Source organism: Pseudomonas sp. c313 (assembly GCF_055407145.1).
Map to the genome: position 1 here is coordinate 84,296 of NZ_JBUZRD010000011.1, position 16,334 is coordinate 100,629.

16 protein-coding genes are annotated in these 16,334 nt (G+C 57.4%); 12 read left to right on the forward strand and 4 right to left on the reverse strand.

Annotation, left to right across the window (positions count from 1 at the left end):
- Nucleotides 1–89: 89 nt before the first annotated feature.
- The gene (gene smpB, locus ACZRKZ_RS23295) at nt 90–572 is read right to left on the reverse strand and encodes an SsrA-binding protein SmpB (RefSeq protein WP_133103657.1); all 483 of its coding nucleotides are present in this window, start codon (nt 570–572) and stop codon (nt 90–92) included.
- Between the two features lie 169 nt (nt 573–741).
- On the opposite strand from smpB, the gene ACZRKZ_RS23300 reads away from it, so the two are divergent.
- Complete coding sequence (locus ACZRKZ_RS23300) at nt 742–1,176, forward strand: type II toxin-antitoxin system RatA family toxin (protein WP_463970162.1); 435 nt, start codon at nt 742–744, stop codon at nt 1,174–1,176.
- Nucleotides 1,169–1,483: an RnfH family protein gene (locus tag ACZRKZ_RS23305; protein WP_463982874.1), complete on the forward strand. Its 315-nt coding sequence runs from the start codon at nt 1,169–1,171 to the stop codon at nt 1,481–1,483. Before ACZRKZ_RS23300 ends, ACZRKZ_RS23305 begins: the two co-directional genes overlap by 8 nt.
- A 61-nt stretch (nt 1,484–1,544) precedes the next feature.
- On the opposite strand, the gene ACZRKZ_RS23310 is transcribed toward ACZRKZ_RS23305, so the two are convergent.
- A complete protein-coding gene (locus tag ACZRKZ_RS23310) occupies nt 1,545–2,072 on the reverse strand; it encodes an outer membrane protein assembly factor BamE (protein ID WP_463982875.1) in 528 nt (175 codons plus the stop codon).
- A gap of 98 nt (nt 2,073–2,170) precedes the next feature.
- On the opposite strand from ACZRKZ_RS23310, the gene fur reads away from it, so the two are divergent.
- The gene (gene fur, locus ACZRKZ_RS23315; RefSeq protein WP_133103545.1) at nt 2,171–2,575 is read left to right on the forward strand and encodes a ferric iron uptake transcriptional regulator; all 405 of its coding nucleotides are present in this window, start codon (nt 2,171–2,173) and stop codon (nt 2,573–2,575) included.
- A 97-nt stretch (nt 2,576–2,672) separates the two neighbouring features.
- Here fur and recN read toward each other — a convergent pair whose 3' ends face one another.
- A complete protein-coding gene (gene recN / locus ACZRKZ_RS23320; protein ID WP_463982876.1) occupies nt 2,673–4,346 on the reverse strand; it encodes a DNA repair protein RecN in 1,674 nt (557 codons plus the stop codon).
- Nucleotides 4,347–4,589: 243 nt separating this feature from the next.
- Here recN and grpE point away from each other — a divergent pair, with 243 nt between their 5' ends.
- The 8 genes from grpE (at nt 4,590) to ACZRKZ_RS23360 (ending at nt 15,074) form a co-directional block, all read left to right on the forward strand.
- Complete coding sequence (gene grpE / locus ACZRKZ_RS23325; protein ID WP_463970165.1) at nt 4,590–5,159, forward strand: nucleotide exchange factor GrpE; 570 nt, start codon at nt 4,590–4,592, stop codon at nt 5,157–5,159.
- A gap of 103 nt (nt 5,160–5,262) precedes the next feature.
- Nucleotides 5,263–7,179 (forward strand): molecular chaperone DnaK, encoded by a 1,917-nt coding sequence (dnaK, locus tag ACZRKZ_RS23330; RefSeq protein WP_463982877.1) that lies wholly within the window; start codon nt 5,263–5,265, stop codon nt 7,177–7,179.
- A 324-nt stretch (nt 7,180–7,503) separates the two neighbouring features.
- The gene (gene dnaJ, locus ACZRKZ_RS23335) at nt 7,504–8,628 is read left to right on the forward strand and encodes a molecular chaperone DnaJ (RefSeq protein ID WP_149413233.1); all 1,125 of its coding nucleotides are present in this window, start codon (nt 7,504–7,506) and stop codon (nt 8,626–8,628) included.
- A 10-nt stretch (nt 8,629–8,638) separates the two neighbouring features.
- A complete protein-coding gene (gene dapB, locus ACZRKZ_RS23340) occupies nt 8,639–9,445 on the forward strand; it encodes a 4-hydroxy-tetrahydrodipicolinate reductase (RefSeq protein WP_463970167.1) in 807 nt (268 codons plus the stop codon).
- A 259-nt stretch (nt 9,446–9,704) separates the two neighbouring features.
- Nucleotides 9,705–10,841 carry a glutamine-hydrolyzing carbamoyl-phosphate synthase small subunit gene (gene carA, locus ACZRKZ_RS23345; protein ID WP_133103498.1) on the forward strand — a complete coding sequence of 379 codons (1,137 nt, stop codon included), beginning with the start codon at nt 9,705–9,707 and terminating at the stop codon, nt 10,839–10,841.
- A gap of 105 nt (nt 10,842–10,946) precedes the next feature.
- The gene (gene carB, locus ACZRKZ_RS23350; protein WP_463970168.1) at nt 10,947–14,168 is read left to right on the forward strand and encodes a carbamoyl-phosphate synthase large subunit; all 3,222 of its coding nucleotides are present in this window, start codon (nt 10,947–10,949) and stop codon (nt 14,166–14,168) included.
- A complete protein-coding gene (greA, locus tag ACZRKZ_RS23355) occupies nt 14,165–14,641 on the forward strand; it encodes a transcription elongation factor GreA (RefSeq protein WP_149413229.1) in 477 nt (158 codons plus the stop codon). Before carB ends, greA begins: the two co-directional genes overlap by 4 nt.
- Nucleotides 14,642–14,669: 28 nt before the next feature.
- Entirely contained in the window at nt 14,670–15,074 is a 405-nt protein-coding gene (locus ACZRKZ_RS23360) for an MFS transporter (protein WP_463982878.1), read from the forward strand.
- 8 nt (nt 15,075–15,082) lie between these two features.
- Here ACZRKZ_RS23360 and ACZRKZ_RS23365 read toward each other — a convergent pair whose 3' ends face one another.
- A complete protein-coding gene (locus ACZRKZ_RS23365; protein ID WP_133103502.1) occupies nt 15,083–15,391 on the reverse strand; it encodes a YhbY family RNA-binding protein in 309 nt (102 codons plus the stop codon).
- 104 nt (nt 15,392–15,495) lie between these two features.
- On the opposite strand from ACZRKZ_RS23365, the gene rlmE reads away from it, so the two are divergent.
- The gene (rlmE, locus tag ACZRKZ_RS23370) at nt 15,496–16,146 is read left to right on the forward strand and encodes a 23S rRNA (uridine(2552)-2'-O)-methyltransferase RlmE (RefSeq protein WP_463982879.1); all 651 of its coding nucleotides are present in this window, start codon (nt 15,496–15,498) and stop codon (nt 16,144–16,146) included.
- The last annotated feature ends 188 nt before the right edge of the window (nt 16,147–16,334 follow it).

A 16,334-nucleotide genomic window follows, 5' to 3' on the forward strand; every position in this document is an offset into this window, starting at 1 on the left:
ATGCAAAAAATCGCAGCCTGCGGTAGCTCTTTCAGGAGCGGCCGCTGGCTGCGATCTTTTCAATCGCGCCACATATTTAGAGCGAAAGATTAATCTTCCTTGCCCTTGTTACGTACGGCACGCTGCAATTCTCGGTCGGAATCGCGCTCGCGCTCGGTGTCACGCTTGTCGTATTCCTTCTTGCCCTTGCCCAGAGCGATTTCGCACTTGACCAAGTGCTTGCTCCAGTACCACGACAGGCAGATGCACGCGTAACCCTTTTGTTGCACGGCGGCGGCCAGCTTCTCCAGTTCGCGGGCATTGAGCAACAGCTTGCGGGTGCGTACCGGGTCGGCGATGACGTGGGTGCTGGCAGCGGTCAGCGGCGTGATATGGCTGCCGAGCAGCCACGCTTCGCCATCCTTGAGCAGCACATAACTGTCGACCAGCTGTAGCTTGCTGGCACGCAGACTCTTTACTTCCCAGCCGGCCAGGACCAGACCAGCTTCGAACCGATGCTCGATGAAGTAATCGTGTCGCGCCTTTTTATTTTGCGCGATGGTCCCTGTAGGGTGTTTCTTTTGTTTAGCCATAGGGGCGGCATTATAGGGAGTTGCGAGCGTGTCGGCTACGGTCAACCTGCGTGCTTGAGCGTGTTGGCTGAATCCCGGACAATACGCGCTCTTCTTTAGATTTCTTTCTTTCGCGAATCATGTAGTTCTTTCGCGATGTTTGCCGCTCAGCTGTGGAAATAACGCTCACATGACGACGCATATTCAACGCTCGGCCCTGTTGCCCTATCCGGCGCAAGCGCTCTATGACCTGGTCAACGATGTGGCGCGTTACCCGGAATTCCTGCCCTGGTGTTCGTCCGCCGAGGTGCTGGAGAGCAGCGATGAGCACATGCGTGCCAGTCTGGCAGTGGCAAAGAGCGGGCTCAGTCAGCATTTTGTTACACGTAATACGTTGGTGCCTGGCCACTCCATCGAGATGAACCTGGAGGAAGGGCCGTTCAGCCAGTTGCATGGCGTCTGGGTGTTCAAGCCCTTGGGGGAGAAAGCCTGCAAGATCAGCCTGGACCTGGCGTTCGATTATGCCGGTCCTATCGTGCGAGCTACGCTCGGGCCGCTGTTCAATCAGGCTGCGAACACGTTGGTGGATGCGTTCTGCCAGCGGGCCAAGCAATTGCATGGTTGAGTCATTGATCGAAATTGAGGTGGTCTACGCCGCGTTGGATCGTCAGGTGTTGTTGGTGCTGGCGGTTGCATCGGGCACGAGTGTGAGGGCCGCAGTACTGGAGTCGAGGATTGCAGCGCAGTTTCCTGAACTGGATCTGGCGGGCTGTCCATTGGGGATCTTTGGGAAAGTCGTAGCCGACGCTGATATTCGCACTGTGCAAGCCGGGGATCGCATTGAGATATATCGGCCTTTGATGGCTGATCCGAAAGAAGTTCGCCGGTTGCGTGCGGCCAAGGCCGCAAGCGCGAAGCAGCAGAATCGGTGATTTGTGAAACCACAGGCAACAAAAAGCCCGGCATGCCGGGCTTTTTGTTGGGCGTTTAAACTTACTGCGGGCTGGAATCCAAAGGTTCTGGAGTCGGCACCGGAACAGTTTGCACACCGTCGACGTCTTTCTGGATTTTATCCAGCAAGGAGCCTGGCTTGGCTGGCACCTCGGACTTTGGCTGTTCGCCATTCTGCGTAGGCGCAGTGACGTTGGTGCCGCTGTCCTTGCCCAGCAGGGCTTCATCGCGGCTTACGCCGGGCATGAAGTCACCGGACAGGCTGCTGAGCTGGTCATTGCCATTGAAGATGACACTGACGCGCTCCTGTTGGCGTTCCCCGCCTCCAGGCTGCAGGCTATAGAGATAATCCCAGCGATCGGCATGGAATGTGTCAGTCAGCAGGGGATTGCCCATAATAAACCGTACTTGCCGTCGGGTCATTCCCGGGCGTAACTGGTCTATCATGTCCTGCGTGACGACATTGCCCTGCTGGATGTCGATTTTGTAAACCCCGGGGAATGAACAACCGGCGAGTGCGAGCAGTCCCACAAAGGTGAAACTGGTTAGCAAGAGCTTGGTGTTTTGCATCGGTGGGCGACTTCCACTATCTTGGCTGGGACAACGTAAACGCCGATCATACCCGTATTAAGAGAAGCTGCGAAGCAGCATCCGCGAGAAAGCTGACCATGGTTGAAAATAGCGAACTTCGTAAAGCCGGCCTTAAAGTGACCCTGCCACGGGTCAAAATTCTACAAATGCTCGATTCTGCTGAGCAGCGCCACATGAGTGCCGAGGATGTTTACAAGGCGCTCATGGAGTCTAACGAGGATGTCGGCCTGGCCACGGTTTACCGTGTACTGACCCAGTTTGAAGCCGCAGGGCTGGTAGTTCGTCATAATTTCGACGGCGGTCATGCAGTATTCGAATTGGCTGACAGCGGCCACCACGACCATATGGTCGATGTGGAAACTGGCGAAGTTGTCGAATTCGTCAGCCCGGAAATCGAGAAGCTCCAGAATGCTATCGCCGAGGCGCACGGAGTCGAATTGGTGGATCACAATTTGGTTCTGTACATCCGTAAGAAAAAGTAAGAAATCTACGCAGATTCGCTCTGCGAAACGATCGAAGGCGACCTTAGGGTCGCCTTCGTGCTTTGTGTCGGAAGGGAAATGGTCTGCAAGGCTTGGCTCAGGCCTTCGCGGTAACGACCATTTTTTTCGCGTGGGCCAGGGACTCCTTGGTCAGGTCGATACCGCCGAGCATGCGCGCCACCTCTTCCACCCGCTCGGTCTTGTTCAGCTTGGACACGGCGGTATGGGTTGCGTCGCTGCCCCGCACCTTATGTACAAACAGGTGTTGATGCCCTTGCGCAGCCACCTGTGGCAAGTGGGTAACGGTCAATACTTGCCCGCGATCACCCAGCCGGCGCAGAAGTTGGCCGACAATCTCGGCTGTAGGCCCGCCGATCCCTACGTCCACCTCGTCGAATACCAGTGTCGGAACCCGTGAGGTCTGGGCGGTAATGACCTGGATCGCCAGGCTGATCCGCGATAGCTCGCCACCGGATGCGACCTTTGCCAGCGCTTTCAACGGTTGGCCAGGGTTTGCGCTAACCAGTAGCTCCACCTGCTCCAGGCCATTGGGCAGCAATTCATTACTGGTATTGGCGTGCAGTTCAATGGTGAAGCGCCCGCCAGGCATGCCCAGGCGTTGAATCTCCTGCTCCACCGCGCAGGCCAGGCCGGTGGCCGCCTGGTGCCGCAGATCGCTCAGTTCACGGGCCTTCTCTTGATAATGACGTGCGAAGGAGGCCAGTTCGTCCGCCAGCCGTTCGATGGATTCATCGTTGGCATTTAGTGTTTCGATTTCATCCAGCAGCTTCTGCTGCATGGTCGCCACTTCGGTTGGCTGGATTCGATGCTTGCGCGCCAGTGTGTAGATAGTGTCCAGGCGCTCTTCTATCTCTTGCAGGCGCGCTGGGTCGGCGTCGAAATGGTCAAGGAACCGGTTCAGCTCGCCCACGGCCTCTTCCACCTGAATCTGCGCGCTGGTCAGCAGGGTCGTTGCTTCATTCAGCGAGCCGGAGGAGTTGTTCACGCTCGACAGGCGATTGAGGCTGGCGGTCAGTGCGTTAAGCACATTTCCGGAATCGCTCTCGCTGCACTGCTCGACCACTTGTCGGCAAATACCCAGCAGGGTTTCGGCATTGGTCAGGTTCTTGTGCTCTTGCTCCAGTTGCTCCAACTCTGTTTCGCCCAGCCCCAGGCTTTCCAGTTCTTCGAGCTGATAGCTGAGCAATTGGTGGCGGGCGCGCTGCTCGTCGCCGGAGTTGGAGAGGCGTTCCAGCTCCTGGCGGGTCTGGCGCCAGCGCTGTGCGGCCAATTGCACCTGGCGCGCAAGGTCGGTTGCGCCGGCGTATTCGTCGAGAAGGCGGCGGTGGGTGTCGGTTTTCAGCAGGGACTGGTGTTCATGCTGGCTGTGGATGTCAATCAGCAGCTCGCCCAGGGCTTTCAAGTCGCCAAGAGGGCAGGGCGTGCCGTTGATATAGCCGCGCGAGCGCCCTTCGGCGGTGATCACGCGGCGCAGGATGCATGGGCCATCGCTATCAAGATCGCGTTCGGCAAGCCAGGCGCCGGCTTCCGGGATATCCGCCAGGTCAAAGGTCGCGAGAATGTCGGCTTTGTCGGCGCCTGGGCGAACCACGCCGCTGTCGGCGCGATCGCCCAGGGTGAGACCCAGGGCATCAAGCATGATCGACTTGCCGGCGCCGGTTTCGCCTGTGATTACGCTCATCCCGCGATCCAGTTCAAGATCCAGGTGTTCAACGATGGCGTAGTTGTGTACAGACAGGTGCACCAGCATGACGGCCGCTCCCAAGCTTAAGGTATGGTTATTTATACAGTGTTTTGTTCTGAGCTGACAATCCTGCCGCTTAGCTCGATTCGCTTGGTGATAGGTGTTTTTTAGTGCACCAAGGAATGAGTCGGGGAAGTTGATCCAATACATGTCAAAGGCATCGGTGCCCTTGAACCTGAAAATTGTGGCCCCATATACCGGAACAGAAGCGCGAGTCGAGTTCGCGCACGATTTTGAAAGGAGAAATCTATGGCTGACGAACAGACGCTGGATACGCAAAATCTAGACGCCAACCAGGCCTCGCAAGCATCGGGTGAAGACCTGGCGGCTCGTGTGCAAGTGCTCGAAGAGCAACTGGCAGGCGCTCAGGATCAGGCTTTGCGTGTTGCTGCCGATCTGCAGAACGTCCGCCGTCGCGCTGAGCAGGATGTAGAAAAAGCCCACAAGTTTGCTCTGGAAAAATTTGCCGGGGATCTGTTGCCGATCATCGACAGCCTGGAGCGTGGCCTGGAGTTGTCCAATCCGGACGACGAAAACATCCGCCCCATGCGCGAAGGGATCGAACTGACCCTGAAAATGTTCCAGGACACCCTGAAGCGTTATCAGCTGGAAGCCATCGATCCGCAAGGCGGTGAGCCGTTCAACGCTGAGCACCACCAGGCAATGGCGATGCAGGAAAGCGCGGATGTTGAGCCCAACAGCGTATTGAAGGTGTTTCAGAAGGGTTATCAGCTCAACGGTCGTTTGTTGCGTCCGGCGATGGTGGTGGTGAGCAAGGCTCCTGCACCGGTCGCACCTTCGATTGATGAGCAAGCTTGAAATTAGCCGCAAGGCCCCCATTTATAAGTCAAGCGTTTAAGTGCTACCGCAGTTAGCCACCACTGCTGCGGCAACCAAATCCAAAGTTTCGGGAGAGTAAATCATGGGCAAAATTATCGGTATCGACCTGGGGACTACCAACTCCTGCGTCTCCGTGCTGGAAAACGGCGTATCCAAAGTTATTGAAAACGCCGAAGGCGCGCGCACCACTCCGTCCATCGTGGCTTATGCCAGCGACGGCGAAATCCTGGTGGGCCAGTCCGCCAAGCGTCAGGCTGTGACCAATCCGCATAACACCCTGTACGCGGTGAAGCGTCTGATCGGTCGTAAGTTCGACGAAGAAGTCGTACAGAAAGACATCAAGATGGTCCCTTACAAAATCGCCAAGGCTGACAACGGTGACGCCTGGGTTGAAGTAAACGGCCAGAAAATGTCGCCGCCACAAATCTCGGCTGAAATCTTGAAAAAGATGAAGAAGACCGCCGAAGACTACCTCGGTGAAGCCGTGACTGAAGCGGTCATTACCGTTCCGGCCTACTTCAACGACAGTCAGCGTCAGGCGACCAAAGATGCCGGCCGTATTGCTGGTCTGGACGTAAAACGTATCATCAACGAACCAACCGCGGCCGCTCTGGCTTACGGTATGGACAAGGCTCGGGGCGACCACACTGTGATCGTTTACGACCTGGGTGGCGGTACTTTCGACGTTTCCGTGATCGAAATCGCTGAAGTCGATGGCGAGCACCAGTTCGAAGTGTTGGCCACCAACGGTGACACGTTCCTGGGTGGTGAAGACTTCGACATTCGTCTGATCGACTACCTCGTTGACGAATTCAAGAAAGAAAGCGGCATGAACCTCAAGGGTGACCCGCTGGCGATGCAGCGCCTGAAGGAAGCTGCTGAGAAGGCCAAGATCGAACTGTCTTCGAGCCTGCAGACTGACGTGAACCTGCCGTACATCACTGCAGACGCCACCGGTCCTAAGCACTTGAACGTGAAGATTTCCCGCGCCAAGCTGGAATCGCTGGTTGAAGACCTGGTTCAACGCACCATCGAGCCTTGCCGCATTGCTCTGAAAGACTCGGGTATCGACGTTGGCAAGATCGACGATGTGATCCTGGTCGGCGGTCAGACCCGTATGCCACTGGTTCAGAAGCTGGTGACCGAGTTCTTCGGTAAAGAAGCGCGTAAAGACGTCAACCCGGACGAAGCGGTTGCCATGGGTGCTGCCATCCAGGGTGCGGTATTGGCCGGCGACGTGAAAGACGTTCTGCTGCTGGACGTAAGCCCGTTGACCCTGGGTATCGAAACCATGGGCGGCGTGATGACTGCGCTGATCGAGAAAAACACCACGATTCCTACCAAGAAATCGCAAGTGTTCTCGACTGCCGACGACAACCAAGGCGCCGTGACCATTCACGTGCTGCAAGGTGAGCGTAAGCAAGCTGGTCAGAACAAGTCCCTGGGCAAGTTCGACCTGGCCGAGATTCCACCAGCACCACGTGGTGTGCCACAAATTGAAGTGACCTTCGACATCGACGCCAACGGCATTCTGCACGTAGGCGCTAAAGACAAGGCCACCGGCAAGACTCAGTCGATCGTGATCAAGGCCAACTCCGGTCTGTCCGAGGAAGAAATTCAGCAGATGATTCGCGATGCTGAAACCAATGCCGAGGAAGATCGCAAGTTCGAAGAGCTGGCAGCTGCCCGTAACCAGGGTGATGCACTGGTTCACTCGACTCGCAAAATGGTCGCTGACGCTGGCGACAAAGTGACTGGCGAAGAGAAAACTGCGATCGAAGCTGCTGTAGTTGCCCTGGAAGCCGCCGTAAAAGGCGACGACAAGGCTGCTATCGAAGCCAAGGTTGAGGAGCTGTCGAAGGTCTCCGCGCCAGTGGCTCAGAAGATGTATGCCGAGCAAGGCCAGCCGGCTGATGGCGCTGCGCAGCAAGCAGAGCCTGAAGCCAAGCACGACGATGTTGTCGATGCCGAGTTCGAAGAAGTCAAAGAAAACAAGTAAGCAGTAAGTTGGTCGGCCGGTTGACCGCTTTCAGGCGGTGACTGGTAGGATGTCGCCGCGCGGGAGCTTGCTCCCGCGTTGGCGTGTCTGGGGTACGCGAATTTTTACAGCATGCGACAGCGTTCGGATGCTGGCGGTGTGATCGGGGATGCTCCTGCTTTCCGAGCGACAGTCGCCGCTTTTTTGGCCGGGTTCCTGGCTGAAAACATTTGAGACCAGGATCGTTGAATTGACGTGAGTTGGGTCCGGGCCTGTATTGGGGCTCAACGAGTTTGGCGAGGCTCAGGAGGGGTTTGCCGAACGTCCTTAAGAGTGCAAAGACTTATGGCAAAGCGTGACTATTACATAGTGTTGGGTGTGGAGCGCGGTTCCAGCGAGGCGGACCTGAAAAAGGCTTACCGTCGCCTGGCGATGAAGCACCACCCGGACCGTAATCCGGATAACAAAGAATCCGAAGACTTGTTCAAAGAGGCCAACGAGGCCTACGAGTGCCTGTGTGATCCAAACAAGCGGGCGGCCTACGATCAGTATGGCCACGCTGGTGTTGATCCAAGCATGGGTGGCGGCGGTGCCGGTTTTGGCGGCCAGAACTTCTCCGATATTTTTGGCGACGTGTTCAGTGACTTCTTTGGTGGTGGTCGTGGCGGTCAGCGTGGCGGTGCCCAGCGTGGTAGCGACCTGCGCTACACCCTTGAGCTGAACCTCGAAGAGGCAGTGCGTGGCACCAGCGTCAATATCCGTGTGCCGACACTGGTCAACTGCAAGCCGTGCGACGGTGCGGGCGCCAAGAAAGGCTCCTCGCCGATCACTTGCCCGACCTGTGGTGGTATCGGTCAGGTACGCATGCAGCAAGGCTTCTTCTCGGTGCAGCAAACCTGCCCGCGCTGCCATGGCCAGGGCAAGATCATTTCCGATCCGTGCGACTCCTGCCACGGTGAAGGTCGTGTCGAAGAGTACAAGACCCTTTCGGTGAAAGTGCCATCGGGTGTTGATACTGGTGACCGCATTCGCCTGTCGGGTGAGGGTGAGGCGGGCGCTCAAGGTGGTCCAGCGGGCGACCTGTACGTGGTGATCAATGTGCGCGAGCACGCTATCTTCCAGCGCGACGGTAAACATCTGTTTTGTGAAGTGCCGATCAGCTTCGTCGATGCGGCTCTGGGTGGTGAATTGGAGATTCCGACACTGGATGGTCGGGTCAAACTCAAGATTCCCGAGGGTACGCAGACCGGCAAGCAGTTCCGTATCCGTGGCAAAGGCGTTGCGCCGGTGCGCGGTGGTGGTGCTGGCGACTTGATGTGTCGTGTGGCGGTAGAGACGCCGGTCAACCTGGGTCGTCGTCAGCGCGAGCTGCTGGAAGAGTTGCGCAGTTCCCTGGCGGGCGATGACACTCATTCGCCCAAGACTGCTGGCTGGTTCGAAGGCGTGAAGCGCTTCTTCGGCGACCTGTAAGGACGTGAGTATGCGACGTATAGCTGTGATGGGCGCGGCCGGACGCATGGGCAAGAACCTGGTTGAGGCGGTGCAGCAGCGCTCGCCTCTGTCGGGTCTGACGGCGGCGATCGTTCGGCCGGGCAGCACACTGATCGGCGCCGATGCCGGTGAGTTGGCATCGCTGGGCAGGATCGGTGTGTCGTTGTCCGGTAGCCTGGAAAAGGTTATTGATGAGTTCGATGTGTTGATCGATTTCACGCTTCCAGAGGTGATGCTGAAAAACCTGGCGTTCTGCCGCAAGGCGGGCAAGGCCATGGTCATTGGCACCACCGGCTTGAATGCCGAGCAAAAGCAGCTGTTGGTTGCTGCGGGTAAGGATATCCCGATTGTGTTTGCTGCCAACTTCAGTGTTGGTGTCAATCTGTCGCTGAAGTTGCTCGACATGGCAGCTCGTGTGTTGGGTGATGATGCGGATATCGAAATTATCGAAGCTCATCACCGGCACAAGGTCGATGCGCCGTCGGGTACGGCGATGCGCATGGGTGAAGTGATCGCCGATGCGCTTGGCCGTGATCTTTCGAAAGTGGCGGTGTATGGCCGCGAAGGCCATACCGGCGTGCGCGATCGTGAAACCATCGGCTTTGCTACCGTTCGCGGCGGTGATGTGGTGGGTGATCACACGGTGTTGTTCGCGGCAGAGGGTGAGCGCCTTGAGATCACGCACAAGGCTTCCAGTCGTATGACTTTCGCCAAGGGTGCGGTGCGTGCGGCGTTGTGGCTGGACGGTCGTGAGCCTGGCCTGTACGACATGCAAGATGTGCTTGAACTGCGTTAAGCAGTAGCTAAAACAGGGCTCAGGCATTAACCTTGGGCCCTGTTTTTACCCGCTAAGCGATGTCCTGTCGCATTCCCCTGCCTTTAAGGCTCATTAGCGGTGGACCAAAAAAGCCTTTTTCTGTAAGCTACAGCTTTAGTGTGTCCACTAAAAGCGCGCAGAATAATTCAGTGAAGAAGCGGGGTGACGTGTCCATACGTCACTCCGCTTTTTTGCAACCTGCGATCGCCCTTTCAGGCTTTATTTACGGGAGGTCTTCTTGACTAAGCCAGCCATACTCGCCCTTGCTGATGGCAGCATTTTTCGCGGCGAAGCCATTGGAGCCGACGGTCAGACCGTTGGAGAGGTGGTGTTCAACACCGCCATGACCGGCTATCAGGAAATCCTTACCGATCCTTCCTACGCCCAACAGATCGTTACCCTGACCTATCCGCACATCGGTAATACCGGCACTACGCCGCAAGATGCCGAGTCTGATCGTGTCTGGTCGGCCGGTCTGGTGATTCGTGACCTGCCACTGGTTGCGAGCAACTGGCGTAGCACGATGTCCCTGTCCGATTACCTGAAAGCCAACAACGTAGTGGCGATCGCAGGTATTGATACGCGTCGCCTGACACGCATCCTGCGTGAAAAGGGCTCGCAGAGCGGCTGCATCATGGCCGGTGACAATATTTCCGAAGCAGCAGCGATTGCTGCGGCGCAAGGTTTCCCTGGCCTGAAAGGCATGGACCTGGCGAAAGTCGTCAGTACCAAGGAAAAGTACGAGTGGCGCTCCACTGTCTGGGACTTGAAGACCGACAGCCATGCCACCATCGAAGCCTCCGAGCTGCCGTATCACGTAGTGGCTTACGACTACGGTATCAAGCACAACATCTTGCGCATGCTGGTCGAGCGCGGTTGCCGCGTGACCGTGGTGCCGGCGCAAACCCCGGCCAGCGACGTACTGGCCTTGCAGCCGGACGGTGTGTTCCTGTCCAACGGCCCGGGTGACCCGGAGCCTTGCGACTATGCGATTCAGGCCATCAAGGACGTGTTGGAGACCGAGATTCCGGTATTCGGCATTTGCCTGGGTCACCAACTGTTGGCCCTGGCCTCCGGCGCCAAGACCCTGAAAATGGGGCACGGCCATCACGGTGCCAACCACCCGGTGCAGGACCTGGATACCGGTGTCGTCATGATCACCAGCCAGAACCACGGTTTTGCGGTGGATGAAGCGACCTTGCCGGGCAACGTCCGGGCGATTCACAAGTCGCTGTTCGACGGCTCCCTGCAAGGTATCGAGCGCACAGACAAGAGCGCGTTCAGCTTCCAGGGCCACCCTGAAGCAAGCCCGGGCCCGAACGACGTAGCGCCGCTGTTCGACCGTTTCATCAATGAGATGGCCAAGCGACGCTAAGTGAGTGGCCTGAGGGAGGCACGGGAAACCGGCGGCCCCCTCAGGCTCTTCAAGGATTGTTCAAGACGGCTTGCCGACTGACCTGCGGATTTGAGTGACAAACCCATGCCAAAACGTACAGACATAAAAAGCATCCTGATTCTCGGCGCTGGCCCGATCGTGATCGGCCAGGCCTGCGAATTCGACTACTCCGGCGCGCAGGCCTGTAAAGCCCTGCGCGAGGAGGGGTACCGCGTCATCCTGGTGAACTCCAACCCAGCCACCATCATGACCGATCCGGACATGGCCGACGCCACCTATATCGAGCCGATCAAGTGGCAGACCGTTGCCAAGATTATCGAAAAAGAGCGTCCGGACGCACTGCTGCCAACCATGGGCGGCCAGACTGCACTGAACTGCGCCCTGGACCTGGAGCGCGAAGGCGTTCTGGAAAAGTTCGGCGTAGAGATGATCGGCGCCAATGCCGACACCATCGACAAGGCTGAAGACCGTTCGCGTTTCGACAAGGCGATGAAGTCCATCGGCCTTGATTGCCCGCGCTCGGGTATCGCCCACAACATGGAAGAGGCCAACGTGGTCCTCGAGAAGCTTGGCTTCCCGTGCATCATCCGTCCGTCCTTCACCATGGGCGGTACCGGTGGCGGTATCGCTTACAACCGTGAAGAGTTCGAAGAAATCTGCGCTCGTGGTCTGGACCTGTCGCCGACCAAAGAGCTGCTGATCGACGAATCCTTGATCGGCTGGAAAGAATACGAGATGGAGGTTGTCCGCGACAAAAAGGACAACTGCATCATCGTTTGCTCCATTGAAAACTTTGACCCGATGGGTGTGCACACTGGTGATTCGATCACCGTGGCTCCTGCACAAACCCTGACCGACAAGGAATACCAGATCCTGCGTAACGCCTCCCTGGCGGTACTGCGCGAGATCGGCGTGGAAACTGGTGGCTCCAACGTTCAATTCGGTATCTGCCCGAACACCGGCCGTATGGTCGTGATCGAGATGAACCCGCGTGTTTCGCGTTCTTCGGCCCTTGCTTCGAAGGCCACTGGCTTCCCGATTGCCAAGATCGCGGCCAAGCTGGCTGTGGGTTATACCCTGGACGAGCTGTCGAACGACATCACCGGCGGCAAGACCCCGGCGTCCTTCGAACCGTCCATCGACTATGTCGTGACCAAGCTACCGCGCTTTGCCTTCGAAAAATTCCCGAAAGCCGACGCTCGCCTGACCACCCAGATGAAGTCGGTGGGTGAAGTCATGGCCATCGGTCGGACCTTCCAGGAATCCCTGCAGAAAGCCCTGCGCGGCCTGGAAGTGGGCGTTTGCGGCCTGGACGAGAAGCTCGACCTGAGCAATCCGGAAAGCATGAGCGTGCTCAAGCGCGAGCTGACCGTGCCGGGCGCCGAGCGTATCTGGTACGTGGCTGACGCCTTCCGCGCCGGCATGACCGTCGAAGAGATCTTCGGCATGAACATGATCGACCCATGGTTCCTGGTACAGATCGAAGACCTGATCAAGGACGAAGAGAAGGTCAAGACCCTGGGTCTGGCCAGCATCGACCGCGACATGATGTACAAGCTCAAGCGCAAGGGCTTCTCCGATATGCGCCTGGCCAAGCTGCTGGGTGTCACCGAGAAAAGCCTGCGTCGCCACCGTCACAAGCTTGAGGTGTACCCGGTCTACAAGCGCGTTGACACCTGCGCCGCCGAGTTTGCCACCGATACCGCTTATCTCTACTCGACGTACGAGGAAGAGTGCGAAGCCGCACCGTCGGGCCGCGACAAGATCATGATCCTTGGCGGTGGTCCCAACCGTATCGGTCAGGGCATCGAGTTCGATTACTGCTGCGTACACGCGGCACTGGCCCTGCGCGCAGATGGTTACGAGACCATCATGGTCAACTGCAACCCGGAAACCGTTTCCACTGACTACGACACCTCGGATCGCCTGTACTTCGAACCAGTGACCCTGGAAGACGTGCTGGAAATCGTTCGTGTAGAGAAGCCAAAAGGCGTGATCGTCCAGTACGGCGGCCAAACTCCGCTGAAATTGGCTCGTGCCCTGGAAGAGGCCGGCGTACCGATCATCGGTACCAGCCCTGACGCCATTGACCGTGCCGAAGACCGTGAGCGCTTTCAGCAGATGGTCGAGCGCCTGAACTTGCGTCAACCGCCAAACTCCACCGTACGCAGCGAAGACGAAGCCATTCGTGCAGCCAGCAAGATCGGTTACCCGCTGGTGGTGCGTCCCTCCTACGTACTGGGCGGCCGGGCGATGGAAATCGTCTACGAGGAAGAAGAGCTCAAGCGTTACCTGCGCGATGCGGTGAAAGTCTCCAACGACAGCCCGGTGCTGCTGGACCACTTCCTCAACTGCGCCATCGAAATGGACGTGGATGCGGTCTGCGACGGTACCGACGTAGTGATCGGCGCGATCATGCAGCACATCGAACAAGCGGGTGTTCACTCGGGTGACTCCGCTTGCTCGCTGCCGCCGTATTCGCTGCCAGCGCACATCCAGGACGAGATGCGCGAACAGGTCAAGAAAATGGCCCTGGAGCTGGGTGTGGTCGGCCTGATGAACGTACAGTTGGCGCTGCAAGGCGAAGACATCTACGTCATCGAAGTCAACCCGCGTGCTTCCCGTACTGTGCCGTTTGTTTCCAAGTGCATCGGTGTTTCCCTGGCAATGATTGCCGCACGTGTGATGGCCGGTAAGACCTTGAAGGAAATCGGCTTCACCAAGGAAATCATTCCGAACTTCTACAGTGTGAAAGAGGCGGTGTTCCCATTCGCCAAATTCCCTGGCGTGGACCCGATCCTGGGCCCAGAGATGAAGTCCACCGGTGAAGTGATGGGTGTGGGCGACACCTTCGGTGAAGCGTTCGCCAAGGCCCAGATGGGCGCCAGCGAAGTGCTGCCGATCGGCGGTACTGCCTTCATCAGCGTGCGTGATGATGACAAGCCGCTGGTTGCAGGCGTGGCCCGTGATCTGATCAACTTGGGCTTTGAAATCGTGGCTACTGCCGGGACTGCCAAGCTGATCGAGGCGGCAGGCCTGAAAGTGCGTCGCGTGAACAAGGTGACTGAAGGCCGTCCACACGTGGTCGACATGATCAAGAATGACGAAGTCACTCTGATCATCAACACCACCGAAGGTCGCCAGTCGATTGCGGACTCCTACTCCATTCGTCGTAACGCCTTGCAGCACAAAATCTATTGCACCACCACTATTGCTGCTGGCGAAGCTATCTGTGAAGCGCTCAAGTTTGGTCCAGAAAAGACTGTGCGCCGCTTGCAGGATCTACACGCAGGATTGAAGGCATGATCAAGTACCCAATGACAGTCCAGGGCGCCAAGGCCCTGGAAGAAGAACACGCTCATCTGACCAAGGTTGTCCGTCCGAAGCTGAGTCAGGACATCGGGACCGCCCGCGAATTGGGTGACCTGAAGGAAAACGCCGAATACCACGCCGCTCGTGAGCAGCAAGGTATGGTCGAGGCTCGGATCCGTGACATCGAAGGCCGCATGCAGAACGCGGTGATCATTGATGTCACGACCATCCCGCGCACCGGCAAGGTGATTTTTGGTACGACCGTGGAAATCGCCAACGTCGAGACTGATGAACGCGTGACCTACCACATCGTGGGTGAGGACGAGGCTGACTTCAAACTCGGCAAGATATCCGTCGGTTCGCCACTGGCCCGCGCCTTGATTGCCAAGGAAGAGGGTGATGTGGTGGCCGTCAAGACGCCTGGTGGCGTGATCGAGTACGAGATTGTCGAAGTTCGTCACATCTGAGAGGCGGCGCCCGCTACGTGCGGGCGCCATGCTCTGGCAGTTGGCCCAGATGCTCTGGGTCGGCGGCCTGTGGCTGTTGCATCTTGGTGTCTTACCGGTGTTGGGCCTGATTGGTCTGGCGCCGTTGCTGATTGATGAGGTCGGCGGATTATTGAGTGCGCTGCTGGTGGGTTTTGCAGCGGCGTGCGTGACGCTTCAGGCGCTGGTGCTGATCGAGGCCGAAGGCTTGGGGAGTTTGTGGCGGGATATTCGCGGGCAACTGCTGTTGATGGCGTTGTATGCGTGCGCAATGTATTGCTTGGTGCGCATGTTTCTGCCGGAAGCGTTGCGCTGGCAGCTGTTCAGCTATCTTGTGCTAGGGTTCTCCGGCTTGGTGCTGGTTGTGCAACCAGCGCCGGGGTGGAGCGGCAGGGCGCGCGAAGCGCGCCCTTGACCCTTGTATCATTTGAAACGATGGACGTTCGACAGTTGCTTGTTGGCGCTGAAGTTCCTGCGATACAACAGTGCCATTTTGCCGATGACCTGAACCAGGTCCGCTTTGCCGGCCTTGCAGAGTTCTGCAATGGCCGCCAGGCGCGCCTCGCGATCAAGGATGCTGACCTTGATCTTGATTAGTTCGTGATCGCCCAATGCGCGTTCAAGTTCGGTTAACACACCTTCAGTCAAACCGTTGTCAGCCACAGTCAAAACTGGTTTCAGATGGTGGCCAATGGATTTGTACTGTTTCTTCTGCTCTTGAGTGAGCGGCATAATCTGACCCCTGTGTCTGATCTTGTAAAAAGCGGCGGCCAGTTTACCCGAGCGAGTCCGGGACCGCCCAGTTAATCACGACCCGTTTATTTTTGAGGTGGCCCGTGGCCCGTTCCAAAACTAGCCTTAAGTGGCTGCAAGAGCATTTCAACGACCCTTACGTCAAAATGGCGCAAAAGGATGGCTACCGTTCCCGGGCCAGTTACAAGCTGCTGGAGATCCAGGAAAAGGACAAGTTGATCCGCCCTGGCATGAGCGTTATCGATCTTGGCGCAGCCCCCGGTGGCTGGTCCCAGGTGACCAGTCGTCTGATTGGTGGGCAGGGTCGTTTGATCGCTTCCGATATTCTGGAAATGGACAGCATCCCGGATGTGACCTTCGTCCATGGTGACTTTACCCAGGACGTCGTGCTGGCGCAGATTCTCGAAGCCGTTGGAAAATCGCAGGTAGACCTTGTGATTTCCGATATGGCCCCCAATATGAGTGGATTACCAGCCGTGGATATGCCGCGAGCGATGTTCCTTTGCGAGTTGGCATTGGACCTGGCTGGTCGGGTTTTGCGTCCCGGTGGTGATTTTCTGGTCAAGGTCTTCCAGGGTGAAGGCTTCGACGAGTACCACAAAAACATCCGCAAACTGTTCGACAAGGTGCAGACGCGCAAGCCTGACTCTTCCCGGGGCAGGTCCCGCGAGCAGTATTTGCTGGGTCGCGGTTTCCGTGGCATTGAAGGCGCTGCCAGCGATGAGCGTTTTTGAGAGATTGAAGGGAGTCGATAGGTTTTTTTATATCGCTTTCGTCACGAAGCTTTACGAATATTGTGTAGTCAAAGTTTCACAAAGGGTTACAGACGGCGCCTGCCAGAGTTGTCGGTAATGTAGTAAGTTAGGCCGATGAATATCATGCGAAGCACGCGCCAGTAGCGGAGCTTGCTTCAGAGGGTAGT